This window comes from Arthrobacter sp. P4_H3 (assembly GCF_056400885.1).
In genome coordinates, this window is record NZ_JBFUKK010000014.1 from 77,530 (window position 1) to 96,599 (window position 19,070).

Genomic DNA, 19,070 nt, shown 5'->3' on the forward strand with positions numbered 1-19,070 from the left:
CATGGCCCCTTTGAGCGCTGCATGCTTCCCGCGGAGTGTGGCTTTCAGCACCGCGGCCTCACCTGACAGGAGTTTGACCGATGAAAGTACTGATCATGACGATGGGGACGCGCGGTGATGTTCAGCCGTTCGTTGCGCTGGCACGGGGATTACTTGCTGCCGGGCACGAAGTGGTGCTTACCGCCCCGCAACGGTTCGCCGGGTTCGTCGCTGGTCATGAGGTGCCGTTCGCGGGCGTGGATGACGGCCCGATGCGGTTGATGGACGACCCGGCAATGGTGATCGAGGGCGGTGTGCGCGCGCGGCTGAGGCAGGTACGGACCATGCCGGCCATGTTCACCCAACTGCTGGCCGACTGCTGGGCCATCGCATCGGAAGGCGCTGGTGCCGGCGCGGATATTGTGGTGCACAACGGCCAGATCATCGCCGGACAGCACGTGGCCGAGAAGCTCGGTATCCCGGCGGTGCTGGCTCTGTCGATACCGATGTACCTGCCGACAAAGGAGTTTCCTTGGCCGGGGGTGGGCATGCCTTCCTGGCTGCCTGCCGGTGCCAACCGGGCCACGTTCGTGGGGATGAAGGCCCCGGCGGCAATATTCGGCCGGGTCGTCGACCGGTGGCGCGAAAACACCCTCGGTCTCCCGCGCCGCCGCGGACGGCACGACCCGCTGCGCCGACCGGATAACGGCCAGGCTCCGGTGCTGCACGCATTCAGTCCCTCGGTGCTGCCCCCGACTCCGGACTGGCCGGACTCGGTGCATACCACCGGCTACTGGTTCCTCCGGCCCTCGGGCGATGCGCTGCCGCCGCAGGTCGAGGACTTCCTTCGTGCCGGTGACCCGCCGGTGTTCGTCGGGTTCGGCTCAATGTCCGGCAGTGACCCCGCGCGCAGCACGGCCCTGGTCGTGGAAGCGGCACGCCGTGCAGGAAAACGCCTGGTGATCGGCGCGGGCTGGGGCGGACTGGACAGCAGCGTGTCAGGTGAAGACGTTCTTGCTGTGGAGGATGTGGACTACCTGAGGTTGTTCCCGCGTATGGCTGCCGTGGTGCACCACGGGGGCGCTGGCACGGTCGGCACCGCATTCGCCTCGGGGCGCCCGCAAGTGGTGTGCCCGTTCATCGCCGACCAGCCGTTCTGGGCCCGGCTGGCGCATACCCGCGGTGTCGCTCCCGCGCCACAGCCGCAACGCCACCTCACGGCCGCTGGCCTCGCCGCGGCCATCACCACCGCTGCCACAGACCCGGAATTGGCACGTGCCGCCGAAGTGCTGGGCCACAGGGTATGCGCCGAGGACGGAATATCCGCAGCGGTGAGCGCGCTGGAGCTGCTCGCGGTGCCATAAGCCCAGGGGCTTTTGCAGGTGCCCCATTATTCGCACGGGTTAGCGCTTTCTTAGCCAGGGTTGGATCCCCGTCGAAAGGAGAACACCATGCCCGCCCATATTGCTCTCACGCGTTCGTTGCTCGCGAGCGGCGTCATCGCGGGAGCGACGTTGCCCGTCATCCTCGGAGTTGCCGGAGCCACCCGCCAGGGATACAGCGTGTGGCGCAATGGTGTGAGTCAACTGGGGACCGGAGACGGGGCATGGGTGTTCGCAGTCGCGTTCGTTCTCAGCGGAGTTCTCCTCGGGCTCTTCGCCCTCGGACTTCGGCGCGTGCTGCGATCCGGTCGTGGAGCGACGTGGGGTCCCATCGTGATCGCCGTCGCCGCTGTCGGCTTTATCATCAGCGGCCTGGTGCCGACAGATCCCGCGCTGGGTTACCCGCCGGGGGAGCCGCCGACCGCAACACTTGCCGGGCGCATCCACCAAGGCGCCGGCACCCTTGTGTTCGGTGGCCTCTCCGCTGCGGCATTCATCCTGGCCAGACGGTTCCGTTCTGAGGCCCGGGGGCCGGCGACCTTCTCGGTCGTGACCGGCACTCTGATCATCGTTTTCGCGTTTGCGGCAGGGATCGCTTACCGCTTGGATTCACTCGGGATCTGGCAGCCTGCACCGGCCGGGATCCTTGAGCAACTATCGCTCCTCGCCGCCTACAGTTGGCTTATTGCAATCGGAATCCTCTACCGCCGCACCCAACCTGTCGGTGCGATCACGTAGGCGCCCTATTGTCTGGACTCCCTGCGAGGACCTTTAGGCGCGTCGGTGGCGTTCGTTAGTACTGCCGTGTTCTCCTGCCAACGCTGGATTTCCCCGCAGTTGTTGGAGGTCCTGCAACGGGAGCCCGTCCAGGGTTTCGGTGGGCGCGGGCTAGCCGATGATGGGTCGTTCTTCCGGGAGCCGGTAGAGCCGCGGGCGGGCGGACAGGGCCAGAGAGGACGCGACGGTGATAGTGCCGATGCGGCCCGTGAACATCAGCACCATGAGTACCCATTGGGCGTTGGCGGGCAGGTCGTAGGTGATTCCGGTGCTGACGCCCACGGTAGCGAACGCGGAAATTGATTCGAAGAGGACTTTCTCAAGGCTGTAGTCCGTGAACATCAGGAGCAGCAGCGTGCCGCTGACCACGGCGGCCACTCCAAGGAGCGCGACCGAGAGCGCCTGGCGTTGAACGGAGGAGCTGATGGAGCGGTGGGCGATGGTGACCTGGTCGCGGCCCCGGATCTCGTTCCAGATCGCGAACCCCAGGACCAGGAACGTGGTGATCTTGATGCCACCGGCGGTTCCAGCGCTGCCACCGCCGATGAACATCAGGATATTGGTGATCATCAGGGTCTCAGGGGACGCGGAGGCGTAATCAATGCTGTTGAACCCTGCCGTGCGCGGGAAGACACTGCCGGCCAGGGTTGCCAGGAGTTTCCCGCCCAATGACATGGGGCCCAGCGTCTCATCCCGGTTCCATTCAAAGGCGGCGAAGAGCACGAACCCTGCTGCGAGGAGGACCAGGGTGCCGTAGACGGTCAGACGAAGGTGGACGGTCCAGTCCTTCATCCGGACGCCGCCCTTCAGGAGGGAGATGAGCACGGGGAACCCGAGCCCTCCGGCGATCACCGCCAGGCAGATGGGGGTGATGATCCAGGGGTCGTCGGCGAAGCCGATCAGGCTGTCGCTGTAGAGGGCGAATCCGGCGTTGTTGAACGCTGAAATAGCGTGGAACGTCCCGTGCCAGAGGGCTGTGCCGGGATTGTCGTCGTAGGCAAACCAGAAGCGGAGCGTGAGGAGGGCAGCCGTTATGGCTTCGAAAACGACCATGATCCGGGCGACCCGGAAAAGGACGGAGCGGACGTCGCCGAAGTTCAGGGTGTGTGTTTCGGACTGGGCGACCAGCTGGCCCCGGAGCCCGATGCTTTTGCGCACGAGCAGCGACAACAAGGTCGCCAAGGTCATGATGCCGAACCCGCCGACTTGTATCAGCCCAAGGATCACGGCGTGTCCGAAAGGCGTCCAGAACGTTGGGGTGTCGACGGTGATCAGGCCTGTGACGCAGACGGCGGAGACGGCTGTGAACAGGGCGGGGAGTACGGGGTCTGCTTCTGCGGCCGTGCGCGCGATGGGCAGCATCAGGAGTCCGGAGCCCAGGAGTATCACGGCGAGGAACGCCAGGGGCACTGAACGGACCGGATGCAGCAGCGCCCGTCCGATACTGTCTCCGTGGGCTCTGATCCGAGACTGGATTCGCTGGCTGCCATTCACCGGGGCGGCATTGCGGATCTTGACGTCCTTTTCTCTTCCGCTGGTCCTCACTCGGAGACCTCCTCGGCTTCTGCTGCGACGTTGCGGATACCCCGCGGCCGCCCGGCCCTGACCCAGGCCCCGTAGAGGACGGCCGCGATGATCAGGGCCGCGGCCAAGCTGATGATCGGCAGGCCCCTGGAGAGGTTGGCGGCCAGGGTGAACGCCACCACCACGGCGCCTGCGATGTTCATGATGAGGTAGCCGCGGCGGCCGTCCCGGTGGGAAAAAAGGGCCATGGAAAGCAGCCCGGCCAGGAAGCTCAGGAAAACCGACACAGCGTAAAAGAGCACGAGTTCCTGGTCAACGCCGCCGGCCGCGGCGGTGACAGCGCATGCCAGGGCGATGAACAGGACCACGCCCCAGTAGGGCGTGTGGTGGGTGTTGGTGTGTCCCAGCGGGGGAGGAAGGATGCCGACGGTATCGCCCTGTTTGTTGGTGTGGCGGGCGAGGGCTTTGAGCAGACCGGGGCCCGCCTGGAACGAGGAGCTGGCGGCCGAGAGCAGCAACAGGGCGGTAACGAGCTGGAAGGCGGCAAAGACCGGACCGGGCGCCGCCAGCCGGGCCAGTTCAGCGATCTGGGTGCTGTCCTCGGGCGGGATACCGACCTGCAGGTGCGCCGCTTCCAGAGTCAGACCCAGGGTGATCGATCCGACGATGGCGAGCGTCAGCCACAGCGTGACCCTGCCGAAGCGGCTCCGGCCCGCATCATCGAGCTGGCCTAGCTGGGCGATCGCCGAGGACGGGGCTTCCACGCCCGTGGCCAGGGCCATCGCCACGGGGAAGGCCAGTACCACGGCGATGACCGGAGGGTGCCCGGGGGTGTCGGTGATGGTTCCCACCGGTTGGGGGGTGGCGCCCAGGCCGTAGAGCAGGACGAGGGCGGAGACGATGATGAATCCCACGGTCATCGCGGCGAAGACCAGGCGCCCTAGGTGCCCGAACCATGTCCCGGCTCCGACGAGGATGACCAGTGCCAGTGCGAGCAGCAGCCGCCAGGGGGCCAGGGATGGAAAGTAGGCGATTGCCGCTGACGCCCCGGCCGATACGCTGATGGCGATCGTGAGGACGAAATCGACCACCAGCGCGCCGATCGGTATGAAGGACCAGCGGTCCCCGAAGGCTTCCCCGACTGCTGCCGACGCTCCGCCGCCCTGCGGGTAGCGGATGACCAGCTGCCGGTAATTGAGGATCACCAGGGCGATGATGGCCACGACGAGACCCATCGTGGGCACGAGCAGGCCCAGGTCGCCATTCAGCGCCCGGAGGGCTGCTTCAATGGCGTACGCGACTGAAGACACGGGGTCGGCCATCACAGCAAAAGAGAATGCCAGCAGTAAGGCCGTCCGGGAACGCAGTGCTCCAGCGAGGCCGCGCCCGGGCGCTACCCTTTCAGGTGCCGGCATCGGATGGTCCTTTCCGCTCGTCGGACAGCCCTGCGCGTCCTGGCCGTGACCCGGCCGGACCGGCCAGACCATCACGGAGCGTAACACCGGAAATCCGGCGCACCACCAGCTAAGGGCCGGTCTTTACGAATCCTTAACGCCACCAGTTCCGGGGGTGCTGTACCCCTTGACCGACCTGGCCCACTGCGTTGCGCACACATCCGGGCCGAGGGGTGTGCATTCGCCAGGTCCCACTTAGCGCGCCGGCAGCCAATGATCCACAGTATTCGGCCGGACAGCAAGACCGTGGTGGGGCGCGTGGGGGAGCGGACAACCGTTCGGGGCGGGATCACGGAGCTCAGGGTTGGAAGCGGTAGCCGATGCCGGATTCGGTCAGGAGGTGGCGGGGGTTTCCGGGTTCGGGTTCGAGCTTTCGGCGGAGCTGGGCCATGTAGACCCGCAGATAGTTGGCTTCCTTCCCGTAGGCGGCCCCCCACACTTCGGTCAGCAGCTGTTGCTGGGTGATGAGTTTCTCGGGATTGCGCACCAGAAGCTCAAGGATGTTCCATTCGGTGGGTGTCAGGCTCACATCCTTTCCGTCGCGAAGGACGCGGCGCAAGGACAGGTCCACGGTGAACGCGTCGGTGGTGATCACCGGTGTTTCCTCGGGTCCAAGGCTGCGGCGCAGCAGGGCGCGGAGGCGGGCGAGCAGCTCGTCGAATCCGAACGGTTTGGTGATGTAGTCGTCCGCGCCGGCGTCCAGGGCTTGGACCTTGTCGTTGGAACCGTGCCGGGCGGAAAGGACAAGGATTGGCACGCCGCTCCACTTCCGCAGACGCGTGATGACTGTGGTTCCGTCGATGTCCGGCAGGCCGAGGTCGAGGATGATGACATTGACCGGGTGTTGGGCGGCTGAAACAAGTGCGGATTCACCGTCCGGTGCGGTGGAGACGGTATAGCCGTTTGCGCGAAGGGTAATCCCCAGTGCGCTCCGGATGTGTGCGTCGTCGTCCACCACGAGTACGTTGCTCATGGTGTCTGCTTCCGTGTTGGGAGGGGTGGGGTGTGCTGCCGCCGCAGGAGCGCGGACTGTGCGCTTACCGGCGCCTGCGCGCCGTCGTCGGTGAAGGCTACGCCGGTGGAGAGCGGCAGGCGGATAACCATCGTGAGTCCGCCGCCGGGTGTCTGTTCGGCGGTGAGCGTGCCGCCCATCGCTTCGGTGAAGCCTTTCGCCACGGCCAGGCCGAGCCCGACGCCTGTGGCCGCCGGCACGTCGTCGAGCCGTTGGAACGGTTGGAACATTTGCACGACGCTTTCGGCGGGGACGCCCTGGCCGTGGTCGATGATGCGCAGTTCCCCTGCCGGCTGCCCTGCCAGTGTGGTGGTGCTGAGTCCGCCGGCGGCCCCGACCAGGACGATGTCGGAATCCGGGGCGTATTTGACGGCGTTTTCCACGATGTTGGCAATGACCCGTTCGAGCATTCCCGCGTCGGCATCCACTTCGGGCATGTTGGGCGGCAGGTCCACCCGGACCCTGCCGGCCGGGATGCCGTGCAGGGCTGGCTGGATGACTTCGTACCAGCGGACCGGCCGGATCAGGGGGTTCACCGAGTCCGAGGTGATCCGGGACATGTCCAGGAGGTTGCCCACGAGGGCGTCGAGGCGGTCCGAGCACTCGTCAATGGTGGCGAGCAGTTCCTGTTCCTCCTCTGCGGTGTAGTGGATGTTGGGCTGTCTGAGGCCGCCGACTGCCAGTTTGATGCCGGCCAGTGGTGTGCGCAGGTCGTGGGAGACGGCACGGAGGATGGAGGTGCGCATGGTGTTGCTTTCGGCCAGGCGGAGGACTTCGCGGCGGCTCGCCGCGAGCTGGCGGCGTTCGAGTTGGGCCGCGAGTTGGACGCCGAACGCGCCGAGCAGGCGCCGGTCGGCGGCCGGCAGGACCCTGCCTGAGAGGACGAGACGGGTCCCTGGATTCACGTCTTCGATGTTCTCGCCTTCGTCCGGCCCGGTGGCGGCGATATCCCCTGCGTGGGCCACGAGCCGCCAGCTGTTGTCAGCGCCGTCGGCGGCTGCGGTGAAGAGGGCCGCGCCGCGTACCTGGAACACGTCCAGCGCCTGCTCGAGCAATCCCTTGACCGTGTCCTCGGCGCTGACGGCCCCGCGCGTCAGATCACCCAGGGTTGCGGCCTCCGCCCGGGCGCGGGCGGCTTCCTTCGAGCGGCGGGCCGCAACGTCCACTACGGCTGCCACGGCTGCGGAGACGCCGACGAAGACCAGGAGTGCGAGGATGTTCTGGGGGTCGCTGATGGTAAAAGTCCCGACCGGCGGAGTGGAGAAGAAGTTCACCAGGAGGCTGCTCCACAGTGCTCCAAGCAATGCCGGCCACAGCCCGCCGACCAGTGCGACGGCAATCGATCCGGTGAGCTGGATCAGGACTGCCGTCGCAACATTGTGGGCCGGGCTGGCGGCCAGCAGCAGCTGCAGCAGCACCGGGAGCAGGACCGCCAGGGCGAAGCCGACAGCAACCCGGACGCGTCCGAGGTCCCGTTCCCGTGGATGGTCGATGCCGCGCCCGCCGAGCGCATGGGAGACCATGTGCACGTCGATGTCGCCGGAGTCCCTGACCACCCGGTTGCCGATTCCGCCGCCGCCAAACAGCCTGCTGAGGTTGCTGTGGCGGGAGACACCGACGACGATCTGGGTGGCGTTGACGCTGCGGGCGAATTCCAGCAGGGCCGTGGCCGGGTCTTCTCCGGCCACGGTGTGGTAGCTGCCGCCAAGATCCCTGATCAGTTGGCGCTGGGCTTCGAGGGCCTGCGGGGATTCTGCGGCGACGCCATCCGCGGCGCGCACATGAACAGCGAGCAGGTCTCCGCCGCTGACGCGCTTGAGGATTCTGGCGGCCCGGCGGATCAGAGCCTCGCCTTCGGGGCCGCCGGTGAGGCCGATGACAATCCGTTCACGGGCCGGCCAGCTGGCCTCGATCCCTTGCTCGGCACGGTATTTCGCCAGGCCCTCATCCACCCGGTCGGCGAGCCAGAGCAGAGCAAGTTCCCGCAGCGCGGTGAGGTTACCGAGGCGGAAGTAGTTGGACAGGGCGGCGTCGATTTTCTCGGCGGCGTAGATTTTTCCGTCGCCGAGGCGCTGGCGGAGCAGTTCCGGGGAAATGTCCACCAGGTGGATCTGGTCAGCCCGCCGGACAATGTCATCGGGCACGGTCTCGGCCTGCCGGACATCGGTGATGGCATTGACGACGTCGCCGAGGGATTCCAGGTGCTGGATGTTGACGGTGGACAGGACATTGATGCCGGCGTTGAGGAGTTCCTCGATGTCCTGCCAGCGTTTGGGGTGGCGGCTGCCGGGGATGTTGGAGTGCGCGTATTCGTCCACGATCGCGGTGCCGGGCCGACGTGCCAGGACGGCGTCCAGGTCCATCTCTTCGAACTCGGTGCCGCGGTACGGGAGTCGCCGGGGCGGGATGACGTCGAGCCCGTCGAGCAGGTCACGGGTGTCGGCGCGGCCGTGGTCCATCGCGAAGGCGACGACAACGTCCTCGCCGCGTCCTTTTAGCCGGTGGCCCTCCTCGAGCATGGCGTAGGTTTTGCCGACCCCGGGTGCGGCCCCCAGGAAGATCCGCAGCGTTGCCCGTGCCATGTGGTCATTCTTTCACTTGGACTGCACCGCGGCGGCCAGGTCCAGGTTCAGTGCTGTGACGTTCACGGAGGGCTGTCCGAGGAGCGCCTCCAGACCTGTACTGGTGTGCCGGTCGACCATGGACCGGACCGCTTCGGGGCTGAGGCCGCTGGCTGCGGCGATCCTGGGGATCTGGATCCTGGCGTAGGCCGGGGAGATGTCCGGGTCCAGCCCGGATCCACTGGCGGTCACGGCATCCGAGGGGACCTCCGCCCCGTTGATGTCTTCCGCGGCCGCGACGGCTGACCGGTTGGCCGTGACGGCGTCGAGCAGCTTGGGATCGTTGGGGCCGAGGTTGCTGGGCGAGGACGAGGCCGGGTCCCACTTCACGGCCGAGGGGCGGGCGTGGAACCATTTCGGGTCCTGGACGCCGGTATCGTCGGCGGAGACCTGTGCCATCAGCGCCGAAGCTGCGGGCTTGCCGTCCGGGCCTTTCAGAATGGATCCGTTGGCCTGGTAAGGGGCGATGGCCTGCCCGATGCCGAAGATCGCCAGCGGATAGACCAGTCCGAGAACCACGGTGGCAAGAATGAGGAACCGCAGGGCCGTTCCGGCCTGGCGGAGGTAACCGGTGAGAGTTTTCATGGGGAGGTTCCTAGCCGATGCCGGGGATGAGGGAAATGAGCAGGTCGATGATCTTGATGCCGATGAACGGTGCGATGAGCCCGCCGAGGCCGTAGATCAGGAGGTTCCGGCCCAGCGCCTGGTTGGCCGACACGGCCCGGTACTTCACTCCGCGCAGGGCCAGCGGCACCAGGGCAATGATGATCAGGGCGTTGAAGATCACCGCGGACAGGATGGCCGAGGCCGGTGTGGCCAGGCCCATGATGTTTAGCAGCTCCAGCCCGGGGAAGGCGGCGGTGAAAAGTGCCGGGACGATGGCGAAGTACTTGGCGACGTCGTTCGCGACAGAGAACGTGGTGAGCGCGCCGCGGGTGATGAGCAGCTGCTTACCGATCCCCACGATGTTGATGAGCTTGGTCGGATCCGAGTCGAGGTCCACCATGTTGGCCGCTTCCTTGGCCGCCGGGGTGCCGGAGTTCATCGCGACCCCGACGTCGGCGGCTGCCAGGGCAGGGGCGTCGTTGGTGCCGTCCCCGGTCATGGCCACCAACCGACCCTGCGCTTGTTCCTTTTTGATGACGGCGAGTTTGTCTTCGGGGGTGGCTTCGGCGACGAAGTCGTCGACGCCGGCCTCGGCGGCGATCGCCTTCGCCGTGATGGGGTTGTCCCCGGTGATCATCACGGTCCGGATGCCCATCTTTCGCAGTTCGGCGAACCGGGCGTGCATGCCGGGCTTGACGACGTCGGCCAGATGGACTGTTCCGAGGACCTCGGCGCGGCTGGCCGCGCTGATCCGGGCGACCAGCAGGGGGGTGCCGCCCTGGGCGGAGATCTCCTGCACTCTAAAGTCCACCTCGGCCGGGGTGTGGCCACCGGCCTCTTCAACGAACGCTGCTACCGCGGATGCCGCACCCTTGCGGATCTGCTTGCCGTCAACATCCAGCCCGCTCATCCGGGTGCTGGCGCTGAACTCGACCACCACAAACTCGCCGGAGGTCTTTCGGAGTGCGGCCAGATCAGGCCCGGTCACTCCCTTGACCGCGGCGAGATCCACGATCGAGCGTCCCTCGGGGGTTTCGTCGGCCAGGCTGCAGAGCCGGGCCGCTTCGATGAGTTCGGTCCGCTCCGCGTTATTGGCGGGGAAGAAATTGACGGCTCGCCGGTTGCCGTAGGTGATGGTTCCCGTCTTATCCAGCAGCAGCGTGGTGATGTCCCCTGCGGTCTCCACGGCCCGGCCGGAGGTGGCCAGCACGTTGTGCTGGACCAGGCGGTCCATGCCGGCGATGCCGATCGCCGGAACCAGCGCCCCGATGGTGGTCGGGATCAGGCACACCAGCAGCGCGACCAGCACGATCGGGGACGGCGTCGCACCGGCAAGGGACGCGAACGGTGCCAGGGACATGGTGACGATGAGGAACACGATCGTCAGGGAGACCAACAGCACGTGGAGCGCGATTTCGTTGGGGGTTTTCTGCCGCACGGCGCCCTCGACGAGCTTGATCATCCGGTCGATGAACGTCTGGCCCGGCTCGGCGGTGATGCGGACGGCGATGCGGTCCGAGAGGACCCTGGTTCCGCCGGTGACCGAGGAGCGGTCCCCTCCGGATTCACGGATGACCGGGGCCGATTCGCCGGTGATGGTCGATTCGTCAACACTGGCCAGACCCTCGATGATTTCACCGTCCGAGGGGATGACGTCCCCGGCTTCGCAGATCACCACATCGTTGAGTCGCAGCTCCGTGCCCGGGACGTCCCTGGTGCTGCCGTCGGGCAGCCGCAGCCTGGCGTGCACGCCTTTGCGGCTGGCCCGCAGGCTGTCGGCCTGGGCTTTGCCCCGGCCTTCGGCGATGGCTTCGGAGAGGGTGCCGAACAGGACGGTGAGCCACAGCCACGCCGTGACAGCGATGCCGAACACCGACGGCCGGACGGCGCTGATCAGAGTGCACAGGGCGGCCCCGACGAGCACGGTGAACATGACCGGGGAATGGATCATCTGCCGCGGTGCGAGCTTCCGGACCGCGACCGGGAGTGCGGCCGCGACGGTGGAGAGCGTCAGTTTCGCCGGGGCCTTGGTGTGGTGCTTGTGCTCCCCGGGGGTGCCGAGGGGGTTGCCGTCGGCGTAGGTTTCGGCGGCGGAGGCGGTTGTGTCCGTCCGGGACGGGGTCATTTGAGGAGTCCTTCTGCGAGGGGCCCGAGGGCAAGTGCCGGGAAGTAGCTGAGGGCGGTCAGGATGACCGTCACGCCCAGGAGCAGCGAGCCGAACAGCCATCCGTGCGTCGGGACGGTTCCGGCCGACGCGGGGATGCGTTGTTGCCGGGCGAGGGAGCCGGCCAGGGCCAGCACCAGCGCAATGGGCAGGAAGCGGCCCAGCAGCATGGCGATGCCCATCATGACCGACAGGTACGGGCCGGAGGTGGTGATGCCTCCGAAGGCCGAGCCGTTGTTGTTCGCTCCGGAGGTGAAGGCGTAGAGCAGTTCGCTGAACTGGTGCGGGCCCGAGGACGGGGCGTTGGCCACAACGTCCGGCAGCAGGACTGAGATGCCGGCCAGGGCGAGCACCAGGGCCGGGGTGACCAGGATGTACAGGGCCGTGAGTTTCATTTCACTCGGGCCGATCTTTTTCCCCAGGTATTCCGGGGTGCGCCCGACCATGAGCCCGGCGATGAAGACGGAGATGATGGACAGGATCAGCATGCCGTACAGCCCGGAGCCCGTCCCGCCGGGGGCGACCTCGCCGAGCATCATGTTCACCATGGCCACCCCGCCTGCCAGCGGCGGAAGGGAATCATGGGCGGTGTTCACGGCCCCGGTGGAGGTGAGCGTGGTGGAGGCGGCGAAGATCGCGCCCGGCACCGGCCCGAAGCGCTGCTCGAATCCTTCGCCGAGGCCCCCGGCGGCCGCCGTCGCAGTTCCCTGCCCGGAGGCCACCGCCCAGCCCATCAGGGAAACGGAGGCCAGCCACAGCGAGCCCATAACGGCGGCAACGGTGAAGCCCTGCCGCTGATCGCCCACTAAGCGGCCGTAAGCGTACGGCAGGGCCGAGGGGATCAGCAGGAGCAGGAAGACCTGGAACAGGCTGATGAACACGTTCGGGTTCTCAAACGGGTGGGCGGAGTTGGCGTTGAAATAGCCGCCGCCGTTGGTGCCGAGCTCCTTGATGGCTTCCTGGGACGCGACGGGCCCGCCGGGAATCGTCTGGCTGATCCCGGAGGCCTGGTTGACGACGTCGGTGGACCAGAAATTCTGCACCACCCCGCCGAGGACCATCACGATGGCCACGGCGGCCGCCATCGGCAGCAGGACACGGAACGAGGTCCGGGCCAGGTCGACCCAGAAGTTTCCCAGCCTGTCGGTCCGGGTGCGGGCTATGCCCCGGATCAGGGCGACGGCGACGACGATGCCGACGGCGGCGGAGAGGAAGTTCTGTACGGCCAAAAGGCACATCTGCACGAACATCCCGACCGTGGCCTCCGGGGCGTAAGTCTGCCAGTTGGTGTTGGTGACAAAGGAAATCGCCGTGTTCATCGCCACCCAGGGATCAACCCCGGCCAGACCGTTGTTGCCCGGCAGGACACTCTGCAGACGTTGGAGCAGGAACACCGCCAGGATTGAGACGGCGGAGAACACCAGGACGCTGCGCAGATAAACGGACCAGGTCTGCTCGGTCCCGGCGTCAACACCGGCGAGCCGGTAGAACAGCCGCTCCGCCCTGGTTGAGGTCTTCCCCTCGAAAACCCGGGCCAGATACACCCCGAGCGGCTTGTGCACGGCGGCCAGGGCCACGACAAGGGCCGTGACCTGGATGAGGAACGAGGCAGTATTGAAGCTCACTGGATCCTCACCATTTTTCCGGGTGGATGAGCACGGCCAGCAGGTAGCCCAGCAGGGTCAGGCCCGCGATCAGCAGCACAGTCCACATGATGGCATCAGCGCTCACTGGTCCGTCACCGGCCCATCACTGGCACCGCCAACCATCCCGGTCAGGAGCTGACCGACCCACATCACGAAACCCATGGACACCACAAAAATGCCCACAACAGCCAGATCGGCCACGACACGTTCCTTTCATCGGCCCGCAACATTTTCTGCGGGACAGGCCCAGTCAACCCCCGGTGAGTCGTGAAAGAGTCGTGAAAGAGCCGTCCCTAACGAATTCTTAACGCGGCAGGGCCGGATCTTGACGATTCCCTAATGCCGCAATGATTCTGGTGCCCTGATCATGCAAACTGGCGCGCAGTGCCCCTGCCTTTCCCGCAGTCGCACCGACGTTAAGGAATCGTCAAGATTCCTCCTGCTCCGGGGGAAGCCTTCGTGGCCGGTGCTATCTTCGGCTGTGGTCGCGGCGCGGTGTGTCGCGCGGAAAGGAATCCATGACGACGTTGAGCAGGCCCCCCGCGGACCCATCGGCACGACGACCCAAGGGCATGGCAGCCCTGAAGATCTGGCTGCTGTTCGGACTCCAGGACAGCAAGGGGACACACCAGGGGCCCGGCGCCGTGAGCGACTCCCACCTGAAGAAACATCCATGGTGGCAGGTGATGTGCCTGACCGGCGTGGACTACTTCTCCACCCTGGGCTACCAGCCGGCCATCGCAGCCCTCGCCGCCGGCGTGATTTCCCCACTGGCCACCATCGTCCTGGTGGCCGTCACCCTTCTGGGTGCCCTGCCCGTCTACCGCCGGGTCGCGGGCGAGAGCCACCGCGGCGAGGGCTCCATCGCCATGCTGGAGCGCCTCATGCCCCGCTGGGGCGGGAAGCTGCTCGTCCTGGTGCTCCTCGGGTTCGCCGCCACCGACTTCATGATCACCATGACCCTGTCGGCCGCGGACGCCACCGCACACGTGATCCAGAACCCGATCGTCCCCGCCTGGCTGCAGGGACAAAACGTTGCCGTGACCCTTGTCCTGCTGGCCCTGCTCGCCGCCGTGTTCCTGCGCGGATTCAAGGAAGCCATCGGCGTCGCCGTCACCCTGGTCGCCCTCTACCTGGGACTGAACGTCGTGGTGGTCGTCGCGACACTCTTCGAGGTGTTTACCCACCCCGTTGCCGTCGGGGACTGGTGGAGCACCCTGTGGACCGCCCACGGCGACCCGCTGATGGTCGTCGGGATCGCCTTGCTCGTCTTCCCCAAGCTGGCGCTGGGACTCTCCGGTTTCGAAACCGGCGTCGCCGTCATGCCCCAGGTGCGCGGACGAGAGGACGATACCGAGGAAAACCCGGTGGGCCGCATCCAGGGAACCCGCAACATGCTGACCGCCGCCGCGGTGATCATGAGCTGCTTCCTCATCACTACCAGCTTCATCACCGTGGTGCTCATCCCGGAGCAGGAGTTCCAGCCAGGAGGCCAAGCCAACGGCCGCGCCCTGGCCCTGCTGGCCCATGAGTACCTAGGCGTCGGCTTCGGTACCGTGTACGACATCAGCACCATCGCCATTCTCTGGTTCGCCGGTGCCTCCGCCATGGCGGGACTGCTGAACCTTGTTCCCAGGTACCTGCCCCGCTACGGCATGGCCCCGGAATGGGCCAAGGCTGTCCGACCCCTGGTGCTGGTATTCACCCTCGTCGGTTTCCTCATCACCTTCCTGTTCGACGCCGACGTCGACGCCCAGGGCGGTGCCTACGCCACCGGCGTGCTGGTACTGATGACCTCGGCGGCCGTGGCCGTCACGCTCTCGGCCCGCCGGGCGAGGCAGCGCAAACGCACCATAGGGTTCGGGGTGATTGCCGTGGTCTTCAGCTACACCACGATCGCCAACATCTTCGAACGTCCCGAAGGCATCCGGATCGCGGCAGTCTTCATCCTGGGCATCATCGTGATCTCCCTGTTGTCCCGCGTCCGGCGCTCCTTTGAACTGCACGCCACCCACGTCCACCTTGACCGGGAGGCGCTGGAATTCATGTCCTCCAACCTCAGCGGCCCCATCGCGCTGATCGCCCACGAGCCGCTTCGCCTGACCGCAGAGGCCTACCGGGACAAGCTCACCTCGGCAATCGAGGTCAGCCATATTCCGGTCGATTACGAGGCCCTGTTCCTGGAAGTAATCGTGGATGATTCCTCCGACTTCGAAACCGAACTCGAAGTCCGTGGGGTGGTCCGGCACGGCTACCGGATCCTGGAAGTCCACGGCCCGGTAGTCCCCAACACCATCGCCTCGGTGCTCTTCCACATCCGGGACGTGACCGGCCTAATGCCCCACATCTACTTCCGCTGGACCGAAGGCAACCCCGTCATCAACCTCCTGCGCTTCCTGTTCCTGGGCGAAGGCGAGATCGCCCCGGTCACCCGCGAAGTGCTCCGCGAGGCCGAACCCGACGTCACAAAACGCCCCTGGGTCCACGTCGGCTGACCACATCCGGGCACATGCAATCGCCAACGAGCAGAAGCTCCAGTTCTACCGATCCGATGCAAAGGACAAACAGCGCGGGAGGCCGTATGGTGTCGTCCTACCGTCCCCAGAGCCGGGGTGACGGGCCCCTGGCCTCCTTGCATCCCATTCGTTCAAATGTGATTAGCAGGGCCAACAGATGACCGGGCAAGAAGAGCACGGAGGCGCCGGGGTAAGGTTCGCGGTAGTGTCACGGGCCGTGGAAGGTTATGGCGGCCGCGGCGTGGACGGCACTGCTTATCGACCACCGAGTGGTTACCTCTTCCTGGATAAGTCCGGTGACACCTGGTGGATCATTTTCCAAGAATTTCCTGATTCTTTCTCAGGGCCCCCGGGTTCACGGAGATATCCTTGGCTGCAGCGAATCTCATGATGACCTGGTTCACGGGCGCGTTCTGGCCTCCAACGTGAACCGTGCTGACGCTGATGCTGCCTTCCGGAAGAACGCACCCTCCAGCTATGAAGAAGCAGTAGAGGTTGCCTCCGGGATCCCCCGAGCGGCCCTTTAGCACTCTGAGAATAGGACGCATCCACGGCCTGGGCGGGGACGGGCGGCGGCCCAAATTAGCGCTGTGAAGAGTCCGCCAGTTATCGCTGCGAATCTGGGGTTCGTCGCTTGTTCCGAAAGGGGAGCGTGTTCAACACAGCATTGCGCATCGTGATGCCTGATCGGGTCTTGGGCACGAGGAGGCGCGATGCGATGCCGGCGCCCCGTTGTAGCGGTCGGATGTGTTTGCGGTGCCTGTGTTCATAGCCGGCGAAAGCGGCGGTGTGGTCCTCCGGGTGGGCAACAATCGCGTCCGCGAGGGTCTTGGCTCCAACGATCGCACTGCTCGATCCTTCACCGAACAGCGAGATGCAACTCGCCGCGTCACCGAGCAGCACCACGCGGCCGGCAGTCCACCGCGGTACGTCCACGTGGGTGACGGCGTCGAAGTACCTGTCGTCGGACGCGCCCCATTCCTCGAGCGCGAGTGAGGTGAGCCATCCGCCGCCTGCGTAGGTGGACTCGACGAGGCGTCTGCCTTGTTCCGCGTCGCGGTAGTCGAAATCGTCCTGCGCCCGGAAGATGAATGCGAACCCGGGCTTCCCGCCCGCGGGATGGATGGTCAAGGAGGTTCCCGGTTCGTTGTACAACAGCACGGTACGCGGGTCTTGGATCGGTGCAGGGGCGCGCACGGTGCCCACGAACATGCCGAATGGGCGGGAAAAACGTTCTTCGGGGCCGAATGCCAAGCGCCGAACGGTGGAGTGGAGTCCGTCGGATCCGACGACCAGGTCGAAGCGACGGGAGGGGGTCCGCTGAAACTCGACGTCGATTCCGCCGCCGTCCTGGTGCAAGGCGGTGATCGAGTCGTCCCGGATGATGAGGCTTGTCTCCCGGGCCTTCTCGAGCAACAGGCCGACGAGTTCATTGCGTGCGACCTCGACCTCCTCGTGGGGGTCGACGCGGTGGCGCGTGCGGATCGTGGCCTGTGGCCGCCCGTCGGCGTCGACGAAGACCAGGCGTTCGACACCGGTGGCAGCCTCCTCCAGGCGCGACCAGATGCCCATTTGCCGTGCAATAGCGACCGCTCCTCCGCGTACGTCGATCGGGTTGCCGCTGGATCGTGTGCCGGCCGCTCGTTCCACAATCGTTACCGACCAACCGGCCTTCGCCAGCCAGTACGCGGCGGTCGAGCCGGCGATGCCGCCGCCGGAAACCAGTACGCTGCGATCCACCATGCCCCCATTCAAGCACTCAACACCACAGCTAAGTCCGCATCGCTGGGGAATCCACGTCGGGAACCTTGAACGCGACAAAGCTGAGCGCGGTTGACCTGGCTATCCGCAATCACAGCCGGTTTGAGGCACGCCTACGATTTAGGACTCCGCTACGTCCCGGAATGGATGTTCTCTGATCGCCGGCTTGAGCTACTGATTCTGCTGGAGCGTCCATGCCGATGACGCACCACGCCGGTTGACGCGCTCTCAGTGAATTTACGCACCTACATCCACCCGGAGGCCTCGCTGGTTCTCCGCTCGCCGGGTCGGTGCGGAGCAGCACCCAGCTATCGAACGCAGTGGTAGTTTGCGGTTATGGTGAATGCCTTCGCTTGGTTCTCGCAGTCCGGTGTGGTGCAGGGCGTACTTCTCGGTGGCGTGATGGCCTTCTTGATGGCGATCCTCATCATGAATGCCGTGGGCAGGGCGATAACAACGACAGGCAACGGTTGGAGTGCCATCCGCAAATGCGGCCAGCCTGGCAACGGAGTCCTCGTGCGGGCCGCCTGCGCCAAAGCCCTGCCCCTCGTCAATGTGTTTGAAGAGGCCGCATACTGGACGACCACTGTAGATGGCTCAGGGCAAACGCTGAACGGCGGGAACAGATACCTCCTGCATTTCCCTGCCGGGCAACTCCCGCCGAATGACGCTTTCTGGTCGCCCACTCCGACTGATGTTGCCGGGTACATGGTGAAGAACCCGACAAATCGCCATAGCGTCGGTGACCGTTCGCCTCTCGCGCAGAACGCAGACGGTTCAGTCGATATCTGTCTCCAGCATCAGGCTCCGAGCACGCACAAGCAGAACTGGCTGCCAACTCCTTCCGGGAAGTTCAAGCTGATGTTCCGCGTGTATCTGCCTGGAGCGGCAATACTCGACGGCACGTACCAATTGCCGCCCGTTGTCAGGGCGCGGTGATATGAACCACCTCATCCTGAAATACGGACGTCCCCTCACGGCCGTCATACTTGCGGCCTTCGCCTGGGTCATCTACCGGCGGATCGCCAGCGGGGAGGAGATCATTCCTCTCGCCATAGCGGCAGTCATCGTATGGGGGCTCGACGCGCCGGCTTTCATCTACCTCTGGCCGCGTCTCACGGTCAACGGATATAAGAGGGCGATCGTCAAGCATGGCTTCGGGGATGGCCCGATCCCCGTCAACACGCCGTGCCCGACACCTCTTCCCCGTCGGCGTGGCGCGGGAGCCTTATGGCAACCGGGGCTGACGATCTGCTCTACGTCGGTGGCTGGCTTGATATGAGCAAGGGGCCGCAAGTCCTGCACGTACCGGACATGGCCGGCCGTTACTTCAGTGTGCAGTTCACTGACCCGTCGACGGGCGCCAACTTTGCCTATGTCGGCAAACGGACGACGGGAACCGAAGCCGGTGACTATGTTCTTAGCGGGCCCGGCTGGGAGGGAAGCGTACCGAACGGCATGACGCAGATTTCTTCGCCAACCGATTCAGCGCTTGTCATTGGCCGTGTCTTCGTCGAGAGCGAGAGCGATCTTCCGATCGCTTACGCGCTTGCGAAGCAAATACAGCTCGCGCCGCTGAAACAGTAGCGGTCGACGGGAACCAGCCCGGATGTTCGACCGCGAACGGC

The 19,070-nt window shown here is 65.7% G+C and carries 14 protein-coding genes; 5 read left to right on the top strand and 9 right to left on the bottom strand.

Features of this window, described 5'->3' with window-relative positions; genetic code table 11:
• The first annotated feature begins 80 nt into the window (after positions 1-80).
• Complete coding sequence (locus AC1DRE_RS17795) at positions 81-1,343, top strand: glycosyltransferase (protein WP_476985841.1); 1,263 nt, start codon at positions 81-83, stop codon at positions 1,341-1,343.
• A gap of 87 nt (positions 1,344-1,430) precedes the next feature.
• On the top strand, positions 1,431-2,099 hold the full coding sequence (locus tag AC1DRE_RS17800) for a DUF998 domain-containing protein (protein WP_476985842.1): 669 nt from the start codon (positions 1,431-1,433) through the stop codon (positions 2,097-2,099).
• Between the two features lie 150 nt (positions 2,100-2,249).
• On the opposite strand, the gene AC1DRE_RS17805 is transcribed toward AC1DRE_RS17800, so the two are convergent.
• The 8 genes from AC1DRE_RS17805 to AC1DRE_RS17840 form a co-directional block, all read right to left on the bottom strand.
• Complete coding sequence (locus AC1DRE_RS17805; RefSeq protein ID WP_476985875.1) at positions 2,250-3,614, bottom strand: TrkH family potassium uptake protein; 1,365 nt, start codon at positions 3,612-3,614, stop codon at positions 2,250-2,252.
• 65 nt (positions 3,615-3,679) lie between these two features.
• Positions 3,680-4,972 (bottom strand): APC family permease, encoded by a 1,293-nt coding sequence (locus AC1DRE_RS17810; protein ID WP_476985843.1) that lies wholly within the window; start codon positions 4,970-4,972, stop codon positions 3,680-3,682.
• A 442-nt stretch (positions 4,973-5,414) separates the two neighbouring features.
• Entirely contained in the window at positions 5,415-6,089 is a 675-nt protein-coding gene (locus AC1DRE_RS17815; RefSeq protein WP_476985844.1) for a response regulator, read from the bottom strand.
• Complete coding sequence (locus tag AC1DRE_RS17820) at positions 6,086-8,710, bottom strand: DUF4118 domain-containing protein (RefSeq protein WP_476985845.1); 2,625 nt, start codon at positions 8,708-8,710, stop codon at positions 6,086-6,088. The genes AC1DRE_RS17815 and AC1DRE_RS17820 overlap by 4 nt, the downstream gene beginning before the upstream one ends.
• A 12-nt stretch (positions 8,711-8,722) precedes the next feature.
• A complete protein-coding gene (gene kdpC, locus AC1DRE_RS17825) occupies positions 8,723-9,334 on the bottom strand; it encodes a K(+)-transporting ATPase subunit C (protein ID WP_476985846.1) in 612 nt (203 codons plus the stop codon).
• 10 nt (positions 9,335-9,344) lie between these two features.
• A complete protein-coding gene (kdpB, locus tag AC1DRE_RS17830) occupies positions 9,345-11,480 on the bottom strand; it encodes a potassium-transporting ATPase subunit KdpB (RefSeq protein ID WP_476985847.1) in 2,136 nt (711 codons plus the stop codon).
• Complete coding sequence (gene kdpA / locus AC1DRE_RS17835) at positions 11,477-13,144, bottom strand: potassium-transporting ATPase subunit KdpA (RefSeq protein WP_476985848.1); 1,668 nt, start codon at positions 13,142-13,144, stop codon at positions 11,477-11,479. The genes kdpB and kdpA overlap by 4 nt, the downstream gene beginning before the upstream one ends.
• Positions 13,145-13,151: 7 nt before the next feature.
• Positions 13,152-13,250: a potassium-transporting ATPase subunit F gene (locus AC1DRE_RS17840; RefSeq protein ID WP_476985849.1), complete on the bottom strand. Its 99-nt coding sequence runs from the start codon at positions 13,248-13,250 to the stop codon at positions 13,152-13,154.
• A gap of 433 nt (positions 13,251-13,683) precedes the next feature.
• Here AC1DRE_RS17840 and AC1DRE_RS17845 point away from each other — a divergent pair, with 433 nt between their 5' ends.
• A complete protein-coding gene (locus tag AC1DRE_RS17845; RefSeq protein ID WP_476985850.1) occupies positions 13,684-15,660 on the top strand; it encodes an APC family permease in 1,977 nt (658 codons plus the stop codon).
• A 627-nt stretch (positions 15,661-16,287) separates the two neighbouring features.
• Here AC1DRE_RS17845 and AC1DRE_RS17850 read toward each other — a convergent pair.
• Positions 16,288-17,424 (bottom strand): FAD-dependent oxidoreductase, encoded by a 1,137-nt coding sequence (locus tag AC1DRE_RS17850; RefSeq protein WP_476985851.1) that lies wholly within the window; start codon positions 17,422-17,424, stop codon positions 16,288-16,290.
• A 354-nt stretch (positions 17,425-17,778) separates the two neighbouring features.
• Here AC1DRE_RS17850 and AC1DRE_RS17855 point away from each other — a divergent pair, with 354 nt between their 5' ends.
• A complete protein-coding gene (locus tag AC1DRE_RS17855; RefSeq protein WP_476985852.1) occupies positions 17,779-18,381 on the top strand; it encodes a DUF1214 domain-containing protein in 603 nt (200 codons plus the stop codon).
• A 291-nt stretch (positions 18,382-18,672) separates the two neighbouring features.
• Positions 18,673-19,029 (top strand): DUF1254 domain-containing protein, encoded by a 357-nt coding sequence (locus AC1DRE_RS17860; protein WP_476985853.1) that lies wholly within the window; start codon positions 18,673-18,675, stop codon positions 19,027-19,029.
• Positions 19,030-19,070: the final 41 nt, after the last annotated feature.